We start from the raw sequence: 21041 nt of genomic DNA, 5'->3' as shown, positions 1-21041 counted from the left end.
ATATGCTCGGCATCGATGTCATTTCAAAAATCAAAAAAGATCTTCCGAAAACCCAATTCATTATGTGTACCAGTTTTGAAGATGACGAAAAAGTCTTCAACTCTCTTAAATCAGGAGCCACTTGCTATCTCATAAAAGGCGAAAGCATGGATAAGATTCTCAGTTCAATCCGTGATGTCTACAACGGCGGTGTCCCGATGAAGTTTCTCAATTGCCAGAAAAGTTTTAAATCATATTGGAAATAAACCAATGATCAAAACGATTGTGAAGAACTTAGTAACCGGAAATGACGATAGATATGGAATGTATCTGGTTTTAGTTTCAAATAATATTTTTCAATTACTCTTTTGTGTTAATTTGATAGTTCTTACATCCAGGAATTCTTTAAAATAAGTACAGCACAACTCTTTAACATGTATTCTGGAGCAAGAGAATATTAACTAAAATTTAACTCAAAAAACCACCACAAAATAACACTCCCGTAACTCAAAGATTTAAAATTTCAGTAAATTTGTCTGAACTATAAAAAATAATAAATAATTATGAGTTACATTTCTTACATAGACGCAAGGCAGATCTTAGATTCAAGAGGAAATCCAACAGTTGAAGTTGATGTATATACGGAAAGTGGGGCAATGGGCCGTGCTGCCGTTCCTTCCGGAGCATCTACAGGAGAACATGAAGCAGTGGAATTGCGTGACGGTGGTTCTGAATGGATGGGGAAAGGTGTTTCTAAGGCTGTAGAAAATGTAATGGACGTTATTTCTCCGGAATTAGTTGGGCTTCCTGTGTATGATCAGAATTTAATCGACAAGATTATGATTGAGTTAGACGGTACAAGCAATAAAGGAAGCTTAGGAGCAAATGCTATTCTCGGTGTTTCTTTGGCTGCTGCAAAAGCTGCTGCTGCTGAGTTAAAAATGCCGTTATACAAATATGTTGGTGGTGTAAATGCCAATACACTTCCTGTACCGATGATGAATGTAATCAACGGTGGTTCTCACTCAGATGCGCCGATTGCTTTCCAGGAATTTATGGTAATGCCGGTAAAAGCAGATTCTTTCTCTCACGCGTTGAGAAAAGGTACTGAAATTTTCCACAACCTGAAATCTATTCTTCACTCAAGAGGTCTTTCTACTGCGGTAGGTGACGAAGGTGGTTTTGCACCGACTTTTGCAGGAACTGAAGATGCTTTGGATACTCTGCTTCAGGCAATTGAAAAAGCTGGTTATAAGCCGGGTGACGATGTAATGATTGCATTGGATTGCGCAGCTTCAGAATTCTACAAAGACGGAGTTTACGATTACAGAAAATTCCAGACTGCTGATGCGCCTCAGTTCTCAAGCAGCGAGCAGGTTTCTTACTTAGCTGAATTGGCAAACAAATATCCGATTATCTCTATCGAAGACGGTATGCAGGAAAATGATTGGGAAGGCTGGAAAATGTTAACTGATAAAATCGGCGACAGAGTACAGTTGGTTGGTGATGATTTGTTCGTAACCAATGTTGAAAGACTGGCAAGAGGTGTGAAAGAAGGAATTGCAAATTCAATTTTGGTTAAAGTAAACCAGATCGGTTCTCTTTCTGAAACTATGGCTGCTGTACAAATGGCTCAGCACAACAAGTTTACATCAGTAATGTCTCACAGATCGGGTGAAACTGAAGATTCTACAATTGCTGATTTAGCGGTTGCAATGAATTGCGGTCAGATTAAAACAGGTTCAGCTTCAAGATCAGATAGAATGGCGAAATATAACCAATTACTAAGAATTGAGGAAGCTTTGGGCGATACAGCTTATTTCCCTGGATTAGACGCATTTAAGATTAACAGATAATAAAATCTAAAAAAAACAGCATACTATTTTTTGGTTGCTGTTTTTTTGTGTATTTTTAAGAAATTTAAAATAAAATATTATAATAATGTCAGACAACAAAGTTATATTGAATTACGACGGTAATTCGTATGAATTTCCTATCGTAGATAGTACAATCGGAGACAGAGGAATAGATATTTCAAAATTAAGAGACCAAACGGGTCTTATTACCTTAGATTTAGGATACAAAAATACAGGTGCTACATTAAGTGACATCACGTATCTTGACGGAGATCAGGGAGAGTTGTTCTACAGAGGATATCCTATCGAGCAAATCGCTGAGAAGTCAAACTTTACAGAAGTAATGTACCTGTTGTTACACGGTGAGTTGCCAACTGAAGAGCAGTTCAATACCTTCAACGGTAACATCAAAAAATATAACTTCGTAGCAGAGGAGATGAAAAAAATCATCGATGCTTTCCCTCGTTCTGCTCATCCAATGGGAGTTTTATCTACATTGACATCTGCTTTAACTGCGTTTAACCCTAAAGCGGTTAACGTACAGTCTAAAGAAGAGATGGATCTTGCTGCTGAATTGCTTATTGCTAAATTCGCTCACCTTTGTGCGTGGACTTACAGAAAAACTTTAGGTTTACCATTAAACCACGGAGATAATAGCTTAAACTATGTAGAGAATTTCTACAAAATGGCTTTCAGACTACCAAACGAGGAGTTTGAAATCAATCCTGTAGTAACTGAAGCTTTAGATAAATTATTAATCCTTCACGCTGACCACGAGCAAAACTGTTCTACATCTACTGTAAGAATGGTGGGTTCTGCTCACACAGGTCTTTTTGCATCAGTTTCTGCCGGTATTTCGGCACTTTGGGGTCCACTTCACGGTGGCGCAAACCAAGCCGTTATCGAAATGCTTGAATTGATCGAAAAAGATGGTGGAGACGTCAACAAATGGGTTGCTAAAGCGAAAGATAAAAACGACAGCTTCCGTTTGATGGGCTTTGGTCACAGAGTTTACAAAAACTTCGATCCAAGAGCAAAAATCATCAAAAAAGCTGCTGACGATTTGTTAGCCGCACTAGGAATTGAAGACAAAGCTTTGGATATTGCAATGCAGTTAGAAAAAGTAGCTCTTGAAGACGAATATTTCATCGAAAGAAAATTATATCCAAACGTAGATTTCTATTCGGGTATAATTTACAGAGCATTGGGAGTTCCTACAGAAATGTTTACCGTAATGTTTGCATTGGGAAGACTTCCAGGATGGATCGCTCAGTGGAAAGAAATGAGATTAAAAGGAGACCCAATCGGGAGACCAAGACAGGTTTACCAAGGAGCTCAAAAAAGAGATTACATCGATATTTCAAACAGATAATATTGTTTTATCAAATACATTTAAAATCCCAAAGTTTTTGCTTTGGGATTTTTTGATTTTAAATATTCAAATTCTACTGTACCAGTTCATTGAGTCTATTTGATGTGAAACCTTTTTTTTCCATTTTTTTTTAAAAAAAATAGATTAATAATCAAAATTGTAATATGAGGTATCTTTCAGAAAAAACTTCGGACAAATTAACTGCCCGAAGTAATTTTAAGATGAGCATAAAGAAGGATTTATTGTCCTGCTCAGGTTTTATTATTTAAGCTCTCTACGCTTTTGATCATCTGACTTTTAAATATAATTTAAATACTTTCGTCAGATAGAAAAGTAAAATGTCGTATAGAGATAACTGTACCTTTAAAATCAATTTTTAAATTTTTATTATAACCTTCGGGAAATGAATATATTATCATAAAATAGACATGCCTAAGATCTATTAATTTAGCGACTTTTTAAGGTTTCCAGAAGGTCCACTTAGTCCCATTGAAAACAATAAGACGGTGTTTATCTGAAGTAGAACCTTTTAGAAAAGCAATCATTCCTGGTGATGGATCTTTTATGGCTGTAAAGTCAGAAACAATAGGTAAAACCATAGCCTTATCTGGCGAATCTAAAACCAGAACTCCCTCTGTAGTAGTGCTGGAGTTGCCAATGATTGCCTTTGCATCAAGGTTATCTGTTAGGAGCGCCTGAGGTGTTTTTACTGTATTTGCTACAGATACGGAATATCCGGATTCTTTGCTAAGATCTGTCCAACCTGAGTTTTCGTTTTTAACTTTTACTTTGTACTGTCCGTTGGAAGAAACATCAAAAATCATTGTTCCACCCTTAGAACTGTTTGCTCCGGTGGGAACTGTTTCTACATATGGTAAAATGATTCCTTTATTATTATCAGTGCCAAATTCCAAGAGAACAGACGTATCGTTAGTTAGTCCGTTTACAGCGTTGTTGCCTCCGATTCTGATTTGAGAATAGGATACTGCAGCAAGACAAAGTGTTAATGTAATTAATATTTTTTTCATTTTAATAATTTTTATTTCGCCCTCCCAATAGATTTGTGGGAAGGCGAAGAATTAATTTATAATTAAGGACAGGTCTGTGTATTAAAGCATTTCCATCCTTCTCCCGCACCTGATCCCATGTATATTTTCAGACATCCTTTTCCGGAATCAGCATCAGTATCAAAAACCATCATACCTACTACAGGCATTGTGATAGTGGTTTCAGGGTTTGCGTTTCTTGTTATTACGAAACCTTTGGTTTTACTTTCCAGTGCAGTGTAAGCGGAATTTCTGAGCATGGGCCAGTTTCCGCTGTCAACACCAGCTCTTCCCATCACCGTTATACCGTGTTTTACTGGTGAAGATATAGTTGAAGTTCCTGGGTTTTCGTAGCAGAAGCAGCTGTTTACCGTTGCATTTTGCGAATCACCTGCAGATTGACCTGCTGTATTACTGTATCCTGCAGGCACTGGAGATAGTTGAGGGATACCATTTACATCCACACAAGTTCCGCCTGCACAAAGATTTTCGTCTACACCAGTACTCCCTCCGGCAGTTATACCTCCGGCAGTTACCAGATGAGTACTGTTAATTGCGGCACCTCCTTCCATCGCGTCAGAACAGCCGTCTCCGTCACTGTCTAGATCTAATCTGTTTGGAATGCCGTCTTTATCTGTATCACACTCAGGAAAAATAGAGATAAAATAGGTGCTGTAGTTTGTTACTTCCATATTATTGGTAGAAACAATAACTTCTTTGTTCATTATCTGGCTGTTAGCCGTTGCCATGAAAAGCGGTGCGTTTTCCGTTGAATTTACTGTATGTCTCACATAATAATACTGTCCAGTACTTCCACTTACCCAATTCCCCCCTGTTGGCTGTACAGTGAAGGGAGTAATACCGTTGATGGTTTGTCCTACAAATTCAAAACCTCTTTCCTGCAAACCTATATACTGCATACCATGATTAAACGTTACGAATTGTCCTACTGAACCTCTAAATTTAATATTCGTTTTATCTGTGAGGGCTGTTGTGTAAAAGGTATTAGCTGTTGGATGCACATTTCCGTGGGTAACTTCTACGATTACAGAGCCCGTAGGCAATCCGAAGAAGCTGCTGTAATCATGTGTTCCGCTTACATTTGTTGCTCCCAAGGTTGTAAATCCGAAATCAGAAGGTCTTATGGTTAAAAACTTGTTGCTGTTTGATGTTGAGCCTGGTACCGAAGAATCTACACTTGTAAAGTTATTTGGCGCAAAGGTGGCAACCAAATCCACAGTGCATTCGTCTGTATCTAAAATACCGTCATTATCATCATCGGCGTCGCATAGATCGCCTATACCGTCACCGTCAGTATCTGTTAAACCACAATTGTTGAGTGGCTGTCCGCATTGCATACTGTTTAAGATTACAGTTGCATATCTGGTCACACAGTCTGACCAGGTAATTCGACAGGTATACGAACCATTGTAAGCGTTGGTATAGTTTGCAATCGAATAAAATCGGCTGTTTGAAACTACTGTCCCTGCACTGTTAGTCCATCTGTATATTGCTCCTGCATAGTAAGGCATCGAAAGTTCATATGGCGCATTATTACAAGGCTGAGCATTAGTAACTGTACTGAGGGCACCCATAGTCTTAATCTGAATGCTTGTGCTGTAGCTTCCACCACAACCGTCAGAAAGAAGAAAATCATAAATGGTATTGGCGGTAAGGCCGGATATTTCATTGAATGACGGCGCATTGGAAATGGTTGTCCAAGCAGTGCCGCCTTGTGGTCTGTATTGTAAGGTATAAGGTGCAACACCACTAAGATCAATGTATGCAGTACCCGTAGCCAAAGGGTTACTATTGACGTCTTCGCAAATCACTCCTACCGAGGCAGAAATCATTGGTCCTGTGGTTTGGTTGGTAATAGTGACTGTATTTCCTGCAACATAATACACGTTACCATTACATGAGCTCACGCGAAGCCTTGTACTGTAAGTTCCTGCAGGAATATTGTTAAAAATACCGGTAGCATTTGTATCGATTACCGTCCCGGAAGCATTTAAAAGCTGTACAGAATTTGAATATGCTCCCGTGTAAATTTTATTAGAATTTATCGTTCCACCCTGTGTACAGAAAGACTTAGCTGTAGAACTGAGGCTTTGCGTCAGTAAGTGTCCACCAGAGGAAGGAATATTGACATTTGCAGTGTTCGTAACTCCGCATGATGTATAGGATATAGTATAGTTACCCGGTGACATATTTGTCCACCCCCAATACAGGTTATCTATCATATTTGCATTCACCCCCACATTTGAAGGTCCTGCTGTAATGGTTACAACAGCATTAGCTCTGTCCGGAAGATATCCTTCAATTTTCACCAGGAGCTGAGTTGTTCCTGTTTGTGTAAGCGGTCCGATAGAGCCGCAGTGATATTTTCTGAAATCATGTACACTTAGTACCGCTGTGCCAGCCGATGAAGGGTTTGTAACATATTCTGTAAAACTTTCTCCGCACTGATCTGTATATGTAACTGAATAGTTACCTAAAGGTAAACCAGGAGTTGACCAGGAAGACCATTCTGCAACAGAAGAATTAATGTAAACTTCTGTGTCTGAGGGCTGGCTTCTTACTGATACCGTGATGGGATATCTCCAATAAGAAATATTAGTATCTGCAGAAATTATCATTGTTGATGAAGCTCCGCATCCAGCATTGGATGCCACAGCCTTAATTTTATCAAATTCGGGATAATCTCCTCCATTGAGATTATGTGTATAAGTGCTTACCAAACCACATGAATTTGTGGCCTCCACATAGTAGACATGGGTTGGACTTTCAGTATATACAAAGGGAGCGCCAGTATACGTTCCGTTAAACAGAACTGCACCTGAGGCATTGTCAGCTTTAATCAAAAGTTTTACTCCTCCCGAGGATGTGATGTTTCCGTCCGTAAGAGTCGTTGAGCTGGCGCCTGTTGTATTGGCATACCAGAAGTAGCCCTCCGCAGTATTGGTTCCACAAATTTTCTTAGGTCTCCAGTTAAAACTGTAAGCGGGAAGATTTGGCGAAATAGTACGAGTAAACGTAGAGTAATTGTTACATGCGTCTTTTATACGTATCTGGTAAGTTCCAAACTCCGTAACATCTTTCGCATTGCTGGCTGAATATGAACTTAATGCATCAGCATAATTTGCTTCATTATTTAAAACAACTGAATATTGGTAGGGCGCATTACCTCCTGTAACGTTGCTGATTGTAAACCTTCCTCCAGTACTAAAGCTAGTGCAGACATTTGAAATGTTGATGTCAGCATTTGATATAGGATTATAATTCTGTGCTATGGTTACGCCTGAGTTGGCAGAATAAACTACAGAATTATTCTCAGAGCAGACTATCTTTATTTCATAGTCAGATCCTGCCTGTAAATTTGTAAAAGTATAAGGGCTCGTAGGAGCCACTACCGACTGAAGTATTGAACCTCCCTTTATTAGCTGTATTGCAGCGTTTGTACTATTGGTAAATGTAGCCGTAATGGATCCGTTTCCATTACATGTATTGGCGGTAGTCACCGTGCTTAAATTTCCGTTTCCAGCTGTATCGCATTGCGCATTCGCATATTCCGAGAATAGCAGGAAGAGACAGGCTGCAAACCAAATTATTGATTTCCTCATTGTGTATTTGTATTTTTTATTTTAGTATTTTTTTAATCATTTGTAATCATTTTCAAATATGTAATGCCTTCACTTTCATCATTATGAGCAGAATTAAGATTGTTCCCCACCTCTGTTAAAAAAACCAAATGAATAGTTTAAATTGTGAGAAATTTAGACCTCGCAAACCTTTTAATACAATTCTCCGATACCTGTCTTTAGTTAAAAGTGCAGCAGGATCAATTCTTGTATCGCAGTATGTGTAGTTTAACCAGGTTCAAAAGATGTCACTATCACAAATTTCCTGTAGCAAAACTATAAAAGTGATAAGATTTTTATTTGATTAAGGAGATGTGTGTGCAGTCATACATATTTTCCAAAAAAAGGAGGTGGCCGCGTATAAAATGTATTGAAGTTTACCTGGTATTTTTCGCCATCAATAGATTTATATTTATTTTTTTCTTTGAAGATGGAGTATATATAAATAGAAATTTTATCAAGAGGTTCCAGTGCCAATCTAACCTGTTGCGCTACTGAAATTGCGTTTTTGAAAATTGGGGAAGAGTATAGAAATGTAGATGGAGAACTTTTGTATTTATCCTTAAAAGAATTTTTTACTTTTAGATTTTGACTACCGTTAATTTTTATCTTTTCTACAGTAAATTTCTGCCTTTTCCTGGTGGTAGGAGTCTTATCAATGCGTGTTTTCGAAAAATAAGTCTTTTCAGTAACTGGAACCGTATAATCGACTAATGTAACAGCCCCCTGCAAAGTAATGATGCCTTTACTTGACGAAGAAGTCTGTAAAGAATCACTTGCAGCAATATTTTTTGAGGTGTAAGAAGAAAATTCAGCTGATAATACCGTAGGCGAACAGATACACACAAATAAAACAACATAAAACCAGGTCTTATGTAGCAGATCGTCACTAACATCGAAGAATAGGATGTCTGAACTAACTTTTCGCATCAATTGTGTTCGTAATTAATATTTTATAGTACCAGTGGTATATTCCTGGTTTTTAATATTAATTTTTGATTGTGTTTGGGTGCAAAAATATCTTTTTTTGTTTGATAAAACAAACTTATTATGCAGAGATCTGCGATTTCCGGATTTTAATGTTTTAATGTTTTTGTTTTTGAATGAAGATATCACTCTTTACTGTGCATCACATTAAAGCAATATAGTATCTGAGATCATCGCTACACTGAACTGCTGAAAGGATAAACACATATAAAGAGAATACTGTTCTACTTGACTAATCTGCTGATATCAAAAAAAATACAAAGAAGCACATCCTTGTGATTTAACAGATTTTTGAAAATGCTTTAAATTCCAGAATAATATTGTGATAAAAAAGACTGGTAAATCATTTTGTAATCAACTTTTACGTAAAACAGATTCGTTGTTTTCAAAAAAAAAACTTCGGCTGATGATCCAGCCGAAGACACCTAAGATGAAAACTTAGGCAGATATTAAATAATTAGTTATAGCCGTAGTTTAATGTAAGATCGCTGCGCTTCTCTGCCTTTGTTTTATAAAAACACAATTTATAAACACGTCTATCGAATAAGTATCAGAAATGTTATGAAAAAAGTGGCTATAACTTTGAAATTATTCTCTTGATTATTTTATCCGTTTAAAAAACCTTCGGCGGTTGAATATTGTATTACACTCCAAAAGCGCATATGCCGAAGGTTAACTGAATTGGTTATTTGTTTATGGTTTCCAAAAACTCCATTGTACCCCGTTGAAAACAATTAGGCGGTGCTTATCTGAAGTGGTACCTTTTAGAAAAGCAATCATTCCTGGGGAAGGATCTTTTATGGCTGTGTAGTCAGACACAATTGGTAAAATCATTGCCTTATCTGGCGAATCTAAAACCAAAACCCCTTCTGTGGTTGTACTGGAATTACCGATTATTGCCTTCGCTTCTGGATTATCTGTCAATAATGCTTGCGGTGTTTTTACAATATTGGCAACAGCGGTAGAATATCCGGATTGTCCGCTTAGATCTGTCCATCCGGAATTTTCGTTTTTGACCTTTACTTTGTATTGTCCATTTGCAGAAACATCAAAAATCATTGTTCCGCCTTTAGAGTTGTTTGCTCCCGTAGGAACTGTTTCTACATAAGGTAAAATTATTCCCTTGTTGTTGTCTGTGCCGAATTCCAGAAGAACAGATGTGTCATTCGTTAGTCCGGTAATAGAGTTAGTGCCTCCGATTCTGATTTGAGAATAAGTTATAAGAGAAGCACCCAGTGTTATTGTAATTAATATTTTTTTCATTGTAGTAATTCATTTTTCACTTTCTCCTTCATATAGAAGAGGGAATAGTGAAGGTTTAGTTTAAAATTAAGGACAAGTTTGGGTGTTGAAACATTTCCATCCTTCTCCGGCTCCTGATCCCATGTAGATCTTCAGACATCCTTTACCTGCATCGGCATCAATATCAAAAACCATCATACCAACTTCAGGTTGTGTGATAGAGGTTTCAGGGTTTGCATTTCTTGTAATCACAAAACCTTTCGTTTTACTTTCTAATGCGGTGTAGGCAGAATTTCTAAGCATCGGCCAGTTTCCGTTTTCTGCTCCTGCTCTTCCAAGTACCGTGATACCATGTTTCACAGGCGAAGATGTTGTTGAAGTTCCTGGGTTTTCGTAGCAGAAGCAGTTGTTAACAGTCACCACCAAAGGCTTTATTGAGCTACACGCTCCGCTTTCTCCTTTAATATAATAAGTGCCCGAAACAGAAACTGCATTTGGATTTGCCAAAGGCATTGTCGCAGCTACGTCTGTATAATAAGTAAATGTAAGTCCCGTTTGGCTTCCTACAGTTATGCTTGAAGTTGTCAAATCAATAGTAGCGGGACTACAAACGGCAGCTGGGTTAGTAATTACTAAATTTGCAACAGTAGATGGGGCATTAATAGTAACAGATGCAGATGCAGCAGAAGTACATCCTACATTATTCTTTAAATGAAATGTATGTATTCCTTGAGGCAGATTTATAAGCATATATGTTATACCACTCGCCGTAATCTCAGAATTATTAAAACTGTCAACTAATGTCCATGTTCCTGATGGTAGATTTATGACTTCAACACTATTTGCTCCTGAACAAGAAGTTTGAACAACAGTTCCAATTTGGGGGGTTGGTAAGTCATTTATTATGGTGATTGACTGATTAAATGTTCTCCCACACTCGTCTGTCGCCTGAATTTGATAGGTTGTACCCACAGTAAGCCCTGTAAATAAACCTGTTGATTGAGTTGGACGAACCACGGTTGTTCCTGCAGCATTGTAAAGCGTGTAAGTGTAAGGAGCTTGACCACCTGCTGCAATTCCGTTTACAGAACCGTTGCAAGAAGCAAGACTGCTCAAAGTAAGTGTAGTGACAGGTGCAACTACGATGGTCTCTTCGTAAATATAATTGGTTCCGGCAAGTCTTGGGATTCCATTTAAACCACCAATTCCGGGATAATCTGCTTTGTTGTTTCCGCTTACACCACCAAACCGCACTTTATAAGTTCCCGGTTCTACATTTGTGAAAATTTGTGGGAGGATAGCAGAGCCATTCAATGTTGCTATGAAAGTTTCAGTGGCATCGCTGTTTATTTTATAAAGGGCTCTTCTTACGTTGTTGTTTGGCGCAATAGTATAAGTTAAATCCACATTTCCGTTGGTGTAATTACAGTTGCTGATTTTATAGCTTGTACTGCTGTTTATGATACAACTTGAGGTATTGCTTATCGTTGTAGAAAAGGTATTTGTTCTTCCACAAGCATCGGTGTAAGTGATGTTGTATGTTCCCGGTGCAAATTGTTTTGCTCTGGTTGCGGCGTTATCACTTAAAGGATTTCCAATGTTGATATTGGTTCCCAATTGGTAAGTTCCGTTTGAACTTTGAGCATCAAAACTATAAACCTGAGGATATGTGAGAGGAACATTTACAATAGTATCTCCCAAAGTAGAAGTCCAGGTAGATGGTCCGCTATTGATTGTGAATGTTATCGGGAAAGACTTTGTAAGAGCATTGCTTAAATTGACATGTAATGAGCCTGCATCATCAATGAATGGTGCAAAAGGAGCAGATCCTGCGCAACCTGTGAAACCTGCAGTAGCAACTGCTGGAGAAGAAACCATTAATGTTTCAGTTTGTGTTAAACCACAAGCATCTGTGTAAGTAATGGTGTAAGTGACATCATATTTTAATCCACTAAAAATAGAAATAGGATCTTGCCAGTTACTTCCTAAAGGATAGGTAAAAGTTAAAATATTTCCGTTAATATCCAAAGCAGCTCCCGGATTTCCGTTTTCTGAAATTGAAACAGAAACCGGCTCAGTACCATATCGAAGATATCTGCTAATGTTATAACCCTGCAAACATGGATTTACTGTAGATTGAACAGTTCCTTGCGCTCCTGTTCCTGTTACTTGAAAATTCGGTGGATATGAAATATTTCTATGTTGCACAGGTCTACCACAAAAATCACTACTCACATTTGCAGTTATAGCTCCGCTGTTAAAAAAAGCAACAGGCACTTCCGAAATAAAATCGCTGAAATTAGTACTGGTATTAAATGTTCTTGGGATAGTAACAGTGCTTGGAGTTGGTGTAAATGTTCCGCCAATTCCGTTGGTAAAATTTAAGGATAAAGTTTGCCCGTTTGCAGCTCTGTCCACTCGTGTTTTGATAAGGAAGGTATCTCCGCAGGTTCCGCCCGGAGAAGTGGTTCTCCGGATAATATCTACCGTACTTATAGAAAATTCCGGATTTGCAGGTTGTCCGATGGTTACTGCTTTGTCGGCACTTGTATTTCCGCAAGCATCCACAATGTCTATTACGTAATTTCCTGCCGGTAAATTGGTAATGTCAAAGTTGGTAGCATTCCCCGGAATCGTAAAAGGTGTAGGATAGCTCGGATGAATTCCGCCTCCTATTGCAGTTAAAATTCTTACAGAATATGGTCTGTTTGCAGTAGGTTGTACATTTGACGAACTTGTAATACCTGTTAATTGCAAGTAGCCATTGTTGCTGCCATTACAAGCTGAATTCCATGGTAGTACCGTGAAACCATCATCAGGACGTATGCCGTTATTAGTGCATTGTGCAAATCCCATGCTGTGCGTCAAGACAAAAAGTGCAAGGGAAAAGCAGCATTTTGCGAGATTTTCAATTGTTTTGTTTTTCTTCATCGTATATAATTATTGCTATTCTTAGATGCTGTACCGGCTTGTAATTTCCAGCCTGCCCAGCCCTTTTTATTAATTTAAAACCAGCCCTTTCCTTACCCTCTTCATCTGAAGAAGGCCAAAAGCCGGAAAGCCGTTTTTTATGCTTTCTTTTTTATAAAATTTCGGTTTCTTATTCTGCACTCTTCCTTTAGAGAAGAATGAGAATCTAAAAGTAGAATCGGAGGTAAGAAACTTATGCAGTAGAACCTAACTGTGAGAAGTTTACCTCTCTGCACTCACCTCTCTAACCCATTGTCTGAGCCTGTCGAAGGACTCAAACCCTCTTACTCAACCCCGGTGGAGGTCGCACACAGAAAATATGTGCAAAAGGTGCCAGCTCAGGATCTATAGGAAGCTCAAAACCGGCTTTTCTTTCTGTTAAAAAAGTATAGATAAATGAAAAGTTTGTGTTTACACTGGTTAAAAGCACATTTGAAGAGTTGTCCTGTAATACCAGGCTTTCAGTTTGTGCTTTTTCAGAAAATGAAACTCCCGAAGACCTTGAGGGAACAAGTACTTTTTCATCGCCTTTTGCAATGGTGTCGTTTTGCCTTTTAGGAGTTTCTGTTTGGTTTGTAGACCTCGTTTTTTTTGATAGCGCTAGAGATTCTTTTTTCTGCTCTTTTTTGTACGAAGAAGTTAGGGACGATGTTTTTTTTGACTTCCAAATATAAGCACCACCTTGTAGGAAGATTTTTCCTGTAATGCCGGAAGTTGTTATAGTTATAGAATCGGTTTTTACGAGATTTTTTTCTTTTGCAGGTGTATTGGCAAAATGCAAGGTACAGAGATGAACCAGTAAGCCCAAACAGAAAAAAACTCTGTTTGTAGCCGGAAAAAGCTGACGAAATAATTTTCGCTGTATGGTTTTAGTCATCATTTGGTTTTAAGATAAAAATACTCGCATAAAAAAAACTCTATTTTGAAGAGCTGTTTTTATTCTTGATTTGAGTGTGTGTTTTCTGTTACAAATGTTGTCTTTTTTTTAAAGAGAATTTAGAAGACAACCAATCAAATTTTCAATTGATTTTATCTTTAATGTAACTTGTTGATTTATAGTGTTCGTAAGGGGTTTTAGTCTTGGTCTTAGTTTTTACTTAAATACATAATTTATGTTTTGGCTGCTACTTATTTGTTTTGATTACATTTTTTTTATGGTTTGGGTAATGTGAAAACATATTTTATATCTTTGCAGCCAGAATTATTTTAAATATTTGCAAAAGTATTTTGTCTAAATATTGTATATTCTGATAAAATTTGTAGTAGCTAACGCTTATACTCTCCATCAGGAATCTGGTACATTCTTTAAAAAATAAGGGGGGAGAAGAGTAAACGGATCACTTTTTTTGCTTGAACCACTCTTGATGCTTCCTTATGGTTTACCAGAACCTCCTGATGCAAGAAAAGAATTAGGTTCACGTTTTGTTTTGTAAGCACTGATGATATATGGAAAGAAGTAAGGAACTTCAGAAAAAAGAAAATGAATTTAGTAAGAGGTTTTTCTACTCAATATTAGGAGTGTTGTTTTTAAACATGTTGTTATCTGTATGGTCTAATTATGTAGGATACACATTGTATGTAGTTCCTACTTATCTTTTTGTAATACTGTGCATTTTGGCTATATATACAGGTTTATTATTATACAAAGTGAAATACAATTTTAGGGCTGTATTTATTATTGTACTCTGTGTATTCTTTATTTTGTTTACATATCTCAGCTTGATACTCAGTAATATTTCGGAAGTTATTTTCCTTTATTATTTTCCTGTTGTTGCTCTATTTTTAATGCTTACTGATTTCAAAAAGACATTACTGTTCACTCTTGCTATAATGGTGCTTTGTTACGTATTACCAAAAATATCCCTAAGCTTAGGGATTTCTTTGGATAAAAGTGTGTTTGAAGGAAATCATCAAGCTTTGAAGTTTAAAGAATATGAGGTAGTAACCATATCTACATTTTATACTTTTTTTATTCTTTACTATATGGTGAAGTTTATAGAAATTAAAAATAAAACTTCAACAGAAGGTGAAACTGATCCATCTGTCGAAATTCCTGCATTTAGTCTCAATGTTGCAGATGCATCGCCACTTCGTGAGGAGGACAGTAGAGTGGAAAGACTTCAGCATCTTTATAACAGAATTATTATCTTGTTTGAAGAAGAAAAACCATTTCAATACCCAGAGTTTAATATCAGAACTCTTGCAGACAAAGTGAATTCCAATACATCATACGTCTCTGCAGCACTCAATAAAATGGGGAATAAAAAATTTAATCAACTGGTAAACGAGTATAGAATCGAGCAGGTAAAGATATTGATGAAAGAAAATGTACATTACAAATTTACACTGGAGCACATTTATACCAATGCCGGATTTTCCTCTCAGTCTACCTTCAACAGAATATTTAAGGAACATACAGGGCTTACACCCACTGAGTATATTGAACGATTATAGCTTTTAAAAACGACTACATATAGATAGCGACTGCTTGTGATACTGTCTAGGGATGATTAATGTTTTTAACATTTACATGGTTGGCGTAGAATTGTACTGCAGGAGCGTCAGCAGACCTAATAAATAAGTATGTTCAAAATTTAACAAAGATATTACGCTTGAAATTCTTGGGTACAAGATAATTTTCATCTGATAAATATCGATTTGCAAGATGTTTTTATTGGAATATACAAATTCTGCAAAATTCATTTGGCACATCAGTGTACTGTATCAATAAAATCCTTTCCACATCACAGCCGTTTGATTATATTTGTGGCAAACGCTATGCGGAAAATGCTTTATTTAAAAGCATTCATACCATAAGTATTATTTATGAAACTAAACATCAAAAACGAAACAGGAAGGCTCAGGTCTGTAGTATTGGGACAGCCCAAATCGATGGGAGCAGTTCCTACTTTAGAAGAAAGCTACGATGCCAAATCTTACCACACGATAGAGCACGACATTTACCCAACTGAAGAAGATATCATCAGCGAAATGAACGCTTTTGAAGAGGTTCTGAAAAAATACGGTGTACAGGTTTTCCGTCCTGATATTATTGAAGATTACAATCAGGTGTTTGCCAGAGATGTTGCTTTTGTAATTGATGATAAAATGATCATTTCCAACGTCATTGCCGACAGAGCAGACGAACAGGAAGCTTACAAAACCGTTTTCGAAGAAGTAGCCTGGAGAAAAATCATCAACCTTCCCGAAACGGCTCACATCGAAGGTGGCGACGTGATCGTCTGGAACGACTTCCTCTTCATCGGAACATGTTTCAGTGAAGATTACAGAAGTTATAAAACGGCGAGAACCAACGAGTACGCTATTGAGATTCTGAAAGAATATTTTCCGAAAAAAAGAATCATCGATCTTGAACTGAAGAAAAACGATAGAGAGCCATACAAAGGTATTTTACATTTAGACTGTACCTTTAATCCGATCGGAAAAGACAAATGTATTATTTACAAAAACGGATTTGTAGATGAAAGCGATTATAATTTAATCATCGATATTTTCGGGGAAGAAAACTGTTTCCATGTTACCGATGAGGAAATGTTTGAAATGGTACCCAATGTATTCTCAATTTCTCCCGAAGTTGTGGTTTCAGATAAAGCTTTTACAAGAATGAACAATCATTTGAGAGATGTTTGGGGAATGACCGTGGAAGAAATTCCGTACAGGGAAATTTCGAAAATGGGAGGGCTTTTACGATGCTCCACGATGCCGTTGGTTAGAGATTAATTTTTAGATTGGAGTAAATTAAATCTGAAACATAGAACCTTAAATCTTGAATTTTAAATTTTAAACAATGCAGACAACAGATACAGTATTAATGATAGAGCCGATTGCATTCGGTTACAACGCAGAAACGGCAGAAAACAACTACTTTCAGGTAGAGCAGAAAGGTGCAGATATTCAGTCTAAAGCTTTGGCAGAATTCAAAATTTTTGTTGAAAAACTGAAAAGCAAAGGCATCAATGTTATATCCATTAAAGATACCTTGGACCCACACACGCCGGATTCTATTTTCCCCAACAATTGGGTAAGCTTTCATAAAGACGGAAAAGTGGTTTTATATCCAATGTTCGCTGCGAACAGAAGAGTGGAACGTCGTGAAGATATCATCGAAAGCATCAAAAATCAAGGTTTTGAAGTCACAGAAATTGATGATTGGTCTTTGCCGGAATTTCAGGGACATTACCTGGAGGGTACGGGAAGTATGATTTTCGATCACGATAAAAAGATCGCGTACGGCTCGGTTTCTTTAAGATTAGATGAAAATTTATTCAGAGAATTCTGCGCTAAATATAATTTTACGCCTGTCGTTTTTCATTCTTTTCAAACAGTGGGCGAAGAGAGACTTCCGATATATCACACCAACGTCATGATGTGTGTGGCAGATCAGTTTGTGGTGATTTGCCTCGACTGTATCGATGATGAAGCTGAAAGAAATAAAGTGGCTGAAACCATTAAAAATTCAGGAAAAGAAATCATTGAAATATCTGAAGCGCAGATGCAGCAGTTCGCAGGAAATATGCTTCAGGTTCAGAATGTAGATGGTGAAAAGTTTCTGGTGATGAGCCAAACCGCTTATCAGTCATTAAATGCTGAACAGGTTTCAAATATTGAAAAATATTGTGAGATTATCTATTCAGATTTAAATACTATTGAAGTGAACGGTGGCGGAAGCGCAAGATGTATGCTTGCTGAGGTTTTCCTTCCGAAAAAATAATAAGTTTTCATTTTAACAAAATATAACTTCTGATTTTAAGTCAGAAGTTTTTCTATGCTGAAAACTTAAGTATATCTAAGATTTTTTGGGAAGACATCACACCGCTGCACCGCTGGGCAAAGTCTCCCGACTATGAGCAACTTAGAATCAAAACCTAACGCCACCGCACAAATCCCATTCATGCGGCTTTTTCTTTTTCAAGACATTCATTTCTCAAAATGAGACCTACCCAAAAACTTTAATTAAATTTGTCTTTAAGAAATTATTCCAATGCAAAAACACATTCTCAGTTCCTACTTTATGAGCAGAAGATTTTAGTTTTAAATTTAAAATAAAAATTAAAAAATGGCCTTTCAGACAACTGTAGGCCTTATAACACTGTCCCGATCCTGTTGTATAACGGGGTCGGGTCGGTTTCATAACGGGATGCAGGGGATTGCCAAGGGTGGATACCCCCGTTCCGAAGGGGGGTAGGGCAGTTAATCAAGGGGCTGAATACTGTTATTAAGGGGCTAGAAATACTTATATGACATATTCGGTGTAGTTGTAAAGGAGGTTGTAGCTTTTTATTATTCCTAATTAATGGTTCAAAAATCTTCCAGAACTTTATTATTCATAATAAATATTTGAGTCAGGCATATCTTTTACAGATTTTTTGCTTTCTACAACATGACGCATATAATTATAAGCTTTATTAAAGGATTTGCGACCCGGACAAAAAAGGCTTTCACTGGGACTTGTTATGCAGGTGAAATGCTTGCCATTAATTGTTATTTTGAGATACATTTGGGGCTTAGTGCCATCTGAGCAATCTATAGTATCTTTCATATTCAGCTCTTTCAAATGTTTAATAATACACACCTTTTCATCAGCTGTTAAAGAAATCTTGATTTCTTTAGTTTTCCCCCAATATCTTCTTGTATAAACTCCCGACTCAGAGTCAAAGCTGTTTTGTAAACCGGAATAACCAAAGGTATCAACTTTATCTATCGTGTTTTTACTGCACGACAAAAGCGAAACTGAGAAAAGTAGCAAATATATAATTCTAACCATAATTAAGTTTTGGTATGTTTCAATTTGAGGCTGTGCAAATTTTTACGTTAACTGCTGTGGAATAGTATTTTCTAAAATTACATTAATTTATCATAAAAACCGCTGCTCAAAGTCTCCCGACTTTGAGCAGCTTAGCATCAAAACCCACCTTTTTCTACCCGAATCTCTTCGTGCGGCTTTTTCTTTAAAGCATTAATTTCTCAAAATGAGACCTACCCAAAAAACTTTAATTAAATTTGTCTTCAAGAAATTATTCCAATGCAAAAACACATCCTTTTTTTAGCGGTTCTATTAGGGTTTTCTATCAATGCTCAGCAAAAAACGTTTTGTAACCCGATCAATATTGATTATGGTTACACGCCTTTTGAAGTTTTTTCAAAACAGGGAAAACACCGCGCCACGGCCGATCCGGTGATCGTTAATTTTCAGAAAAAACTGTTTCTTTTTTCTACAAATCAGGAAGGCTATTGGCACAGCGACAATATGCTCGACTGGAAATTCGTGAAAAGAAAATTCCTCAGAGACAACAAATACACGCACGATCTGAATGCTCCAGCAGTCTGGGCAATGAAAGATACTTTATACGTTTACGGCTCAACATGGGAATCTGATTTCCCGATTTGGAAATCTACCAATCCAACCGTAGACGACTGGAAAATTGCTGTCGATACTTTGAAAGTTGGTGCGTGGGATCCTGCTTTCCATTATGATGAAGATAAAAACAAACTCTATCTCTATTGGGGCTCAAGCAACGAATGGCCACTTTTGGGAACAGAAGTAAAAGTAAAAAATCTGCAGTCTGAAGGTTTTGTAAAACCTATTTTAAGACTCAAGCCTGAAGATCACGGTTGGGAAAGATTCGGGGAATACAATGATAATGTTTTCCTGCAGCCTTTTGTGGAAGGGGCTTGGGTGACGAAGTATAAAGACAAATATTACATGCAGTACGGAGCTCCGGCAACAGAATTCAGCGGATATTCTGACGGAGTTTATGTTTCTAAAGACCCATTGCAGGGGTATGAATACCAACAGCACAATCCGTTTTCTTACAAGCCTGGCGGTTTTGCGAGAGGAGCGGGGCACGGTGCGACGTTTGAGGATAACTTTAAAAACTGGTGGCACATTTCAACGATTTTTATTTCCACTAAAAACAATTTTGAAAGACGTCTGGGAATCTGGCCTGCAGGTTTTGACAAAGATGATGTGATGTACACGAATACCGCTTACGGTGACTACCCGACTTTACTTCCGCAATTCGCACAGGGAAAAGATTTTTCAAAAGGACTGTTCACGAATTGGATGTTGCTGAATTACAATAAACCTGTTCAGGTTTCTTCAACTTTAGGTGGCTACCATTCAAATTTTGCGGTAGATGAAGACATTAAAACCTATTGGAGTGCCAAAACAGGAAATTCCGGAGAATGGTTTCAGACGGATTTAGGTGAAGTTTCAACGGTCAATGCAATTCAGGTCAATTATGCGGATCAGGATGTGGAGTTCATGGGAAAGACCGAAGGCAAAATGCATCAGTATAAAATCTACGGTTCCAATGACGGTAAAAAATGGAAAGTGATTGTCGATAAAAGCAAAAATACCAAAGACGTTCCTCACGATTATATCGAACTGGAAAAACCGGCGTCAGCAAGATTTTTAAAAATGGAAAACCTGAAAATGCCGACAGGAAAATTTGCCTTAAGCGGTTTCAGAGTATTCGGGAAAGGTGCGGGAGTAAAGCCTGCGAAAGTTCAGAATTTTGTTCCGTTAAGAGCTGATCCGAAAAAGTATGGCGAAAGAAGAAGCATCTGGATGAAATGGCAACAGAATTCAGACGCCGATGGTTACGTGATTTATTGGGGGAAATCTCCAGATAAACTCTATGGAAGCATTATGGTGTATGGCAAAAACGAATATTTCTTCACCGGAGCCGACAGGGTAGATTCTTATTATTTCCAGATTGAAGCGTTCAATGCAAATGGTATTTCGGAAAGAACGGAGGTGGTGAAGTCTGAATGATTTTTTACTTGTCAACACCAAATTTGTCATTCCGTAGGAACCTAAACAGAGAATTTTACATTGCTGAGATTCCTGCGGAATGAGAAAATGAGGACTTAATAGGAGCGCTTTGAAATATTTCAGGGCGTTTTTTTTACATAAAAAGCCTGC

The 21041-nt window shown here is 37.5% G+C and carries 14 protein-coding genes; 7 read left to right on the top strand and 7 right to left on the bottom strand.

The annotated features are described in order from the left end of the window. The first annotated feature begins 2 nt into the window (after positions 1-2). From NG809_RS07770 to NG809_RS07760, 3 genes are all read left to right on the top strand, one after another. The gene (locus tag NG809_RS07770; protein ID WP_262149505.1) at positions 3-245 is read left to right on the top strand and encodes a response regulator; all 243 of its coding nucleotides are present in this window, start codon (positions 3-5) and stop codon (positions 243-245) included. A gap of 297 nt (positions 246-542) precedes the next feature. Then, positions 543-1835: a phosphopyruvate hydratase gene (gene eno, locus NG809_RS07765; protein WP_262149503.1), complete on the top strand. Its 1293-nt coding sequence runs from the start codon at positions 543-545 to the stop codon at positions 1833-1835. An 85-nt stretch (positions 1836-1920) separates the two neighbouring features. Beyond that, positions 1921-3207 carry a citrate synthase gene (locus NG809_RS07760; protein WP_262149501.1) on the top strand — a complete coding sequence of 429 codons (1287 nt, stop codon included), beginning with the start codon at positions 1921-1923 and terminating at the stop codon, positions 3205-3207. 458 nt (positions 3208-3665) lie between these two features. Here the strand turns inward: NG809_RS07760 and NG809_RS07755 are convergent, their stop codons facing one another. The 6 genes from NG809_RS07755 to NG809_RS07730 form a co-directional block, all read right to left on the bottom strand. Then, complete coding sequence (locus NG809_RS07755) at positions 3666-4235, bottom strand: hypothetical protein (RefSeq protein ID WP_262149499.1); 570 nt, start codon at positions 4233-4235, stop codon at positions 3666-3668. A 62-nt stretch (positions 4236-4297) separates the two neighbouring features. Further along, a complete protein-coding gene (locus NG809_RS07750; protein WP_262149497.1) occupies positions 4298-7876 on the bottom strand; it encodes a hypothetical protein in 3579 nt (1192 codons plus the stop codon). 342 nt (positions 7877-8218) lie between these two features. Further along, positions 8219-8824, bottom strand: coding sequence for a hypothetical protein (locus tag NG809_RS07745; RefSeq protein ID WP_262149496.1), 606 nt, complete (start codon positions 8822-8824; stop codon positions 8219-8221). A 750-nt stretch (positions 8825-9574) separates the two neighbouring features. Continuing rightward, positions 9575-10144 carry a hypothetical protein gene (locus tag NG809_RS07740; RefSeq protein WP_262149495.1) on the bottom strand — a complete coding sequence of 190 codons (570 nt, stop codon included), beginning with the start codon at positions 10142-10144 and terminating at the stop codon, positions 9575-9577. Between the two features lie 66 nt (positions 10145-10210). Next, positions 10211-13054 carry a hypothetical protein gene (locus tag NG809_RS07735; RefSeq protein ID WP_262149493.1) on the bottom strand — a complete coding sequence of 948 codons (2844 nt, stop codon included), beginning with the start codon at positions 13052-13054 and terminating at the stop codon, positions 10211-10213. A gap of 313 nt (positions 13055-13367) precedes the next feature. Further along, positions 13368-13970, bottom strand: coding sequence for a hypothetical protein (locus NG809_RS07730; protein ID WP_262149492.1), 603 nt, complete (start codon positions 13968-13970; stop codon positions 13368-13370). Positions 13971-15010: 1040 nt separating this feature from the next. Here NG809_RS07730 and NG809_RS07725 point away from each other — a divergent pair. From NG809_RS07725 to ctlX, 3 genes are all read left to right on the top strand, one after another. Next, the gene (locus NG809_RS07725; RefSeq protein ID WP_262149490.1) at positions 15011-15547 is read left to right on the top strand and encodes a helix-turn-helix domain-containing protein; all 537 of its coding nucleotides are present in this window, start codon (positions 15011-15013) and stop codon (positions 15545-15547) included. 372 nt (positions 15548-15919) lie between these two features. After that, complete coding sequence (locus NG809_RS07720; protein ID WP_262149488.1) at positions 15920-16834, top strand: dimethylarginine dimethylaminohydrolase family protein; 915 nt, start codon at positions 15920-15922, stop codon at positions 16832-16834. Between the two features lie 67 nt (positions 16835-16901). Further along, complete coding sequence (gene ctlX, locus NG809_RS07715; RefSeq protein WP_262149486.1) at positions 16902-17825, top strand: citrulline utilization hydrolase CtlX; 924 nt, start codon at positions 16902-16904, stop codon at positions 17823-17825. A gap of 609 nt (positions 17826-18434) precedes the next feature. Here the strand turns inward: ctlX and NG809_RS07710 are convergent. Beyond that, positions 18435-18878 (bottom strand): hypothetical protein, encoded by a 444-nt coding sequence (locus tag NG809_RS07710; protein WP_262149484.1) that lies wholly within the window; start codon positions 18876-18878, stop codon positions 18435-18437. Positions 18879-19136: 258 nt separating this feature from the next. On the opposite strand from NG809_RS07710, the gene NG809_RS07705 reads away from it, so the two are divergent. Beyond that, positions 19137-20891 carry a discoidin domain-containing protein gene (locus NG809_RS07705; protein ID WP_262149482.1) on the top strand — a complete coding sequence of 585 codons (1755 nt, stop codon included), beginning with the start codon at positions 19137-19139 and terminating at the stop codon, positions 20889-20891. Positions 20892-21041: the final 150 nt, after the last annotated feature.

This window comes from Chryseobacterium foetidum (assembly GCF_025457425.1).
In the GTDB taxonomy this organism is placed as follows: Bacteria; Bacteroidota; Bacteroidia; order Flavobacteriales; family Weeksellaceae; genus Chryseobacterium; species Chryseobacterium foetidum.
Note: the sequence above shows the minus strand (reverse complement) of the source record. Positions and strands in the feature narration are given on the sequence as shown.

What these genes read in the sequence shown, in the direction of transcription:
- NG809_RS07770 (WP_262149505.1), top strand. Translation starts at nt 3, where the DNA reads ATGCTCGGCATCGATGTCATTTCAAAAATCAAAAAAGATCTTCCGAAA.
- eno (WP_262149503.1), top strand. Translation starts at nt 543, where the DNA reads ATGAGTTACATTTCTTACATAGACGCAAGGCAGATCTTAGATTCAAGA.
- NG809_RS07760 (WP_262149501.1), top strand. Translation starts at nt 1,921, where the DNA reads ATGTCAGACAACAAAGTTATATTGAATTACGACGGTAATTCGTATGAA.
- NG809_RS07755 (WP_262149499.1), bottom strand. Translation starts at nt 4,235, where the DNA reads ATGAAAAAAATATTAATTACATTAACACTTTGTCTTGCTGCAGTATCC.
- NG809_RS07750 (WP_262149497.1), bottom strand. Translation starts at nt 7,876, where the DNA reads ATGAGGAAATCAATAATTTGGTTTGCAGCCTGTCTCTTCCTGCTATTC.
- NG809_RS07745 (WP_262149496.1), bottom strand. Translation starts at nt 8,824, where the DNA reads ATGCGAAAAGTTAGTTCAGACATCCTATTCTTCGATGTTAGTGACGAT.
- NG809_RS07740 (WP_262149495.1), bottom strand. Translation starts at nt 10,144, where the DNA reads ATGAAAAAAATATTAATTACAATAACACTGGGTGCTTCTCTTATAACT.
- NG809_RS07735 (WP_262149493.1), bottom strand. Translation starts at nt 13,054, where the DNA reads ATGAAGAAAAACAAAACAATTGAAAATCTCGCAAAATGCTGCTTTTCC.
- NG809_RS07730 (WP_262149492.1), bottom strand. Translation starts at nt 13,970, where the DNA reads ATGACTAAAACCATACAGCGAAAATTATTTCGTCAGCTTTTTCCGGCT.
- NG809_RS07720 (WP_262149488.1), top strand. Translation starts at nt 15,920, where the DNA reads ATGAAACTAAACATCAAAAACGAAACAGGAAGGCTCAGGTCTGTAGTA.
- ctlX (WP_262149486.1), top strand. Translation starts at nt 16,902, where the DNA reads ATGCAGACAACAGATACAGTATTAATGATAGAGCCGATTGCATTCGGT.
- NG809_RS07710 (WP_262149484.1), bottom strand. Translation starts at nt 18,878, where the DNA reads ATGGTTAGAATTATATATTTGCTACTTTTCTCAGTTTCGCTTTTGTCG.
- NG809_RS07705 (WP_262149482.1), top strand. Translation starts at nt 19,137, where the DNA reads ATGCAAAAACACATCCTTTTTTTAGCGGTTCTATTAGGGTTTTCTATC.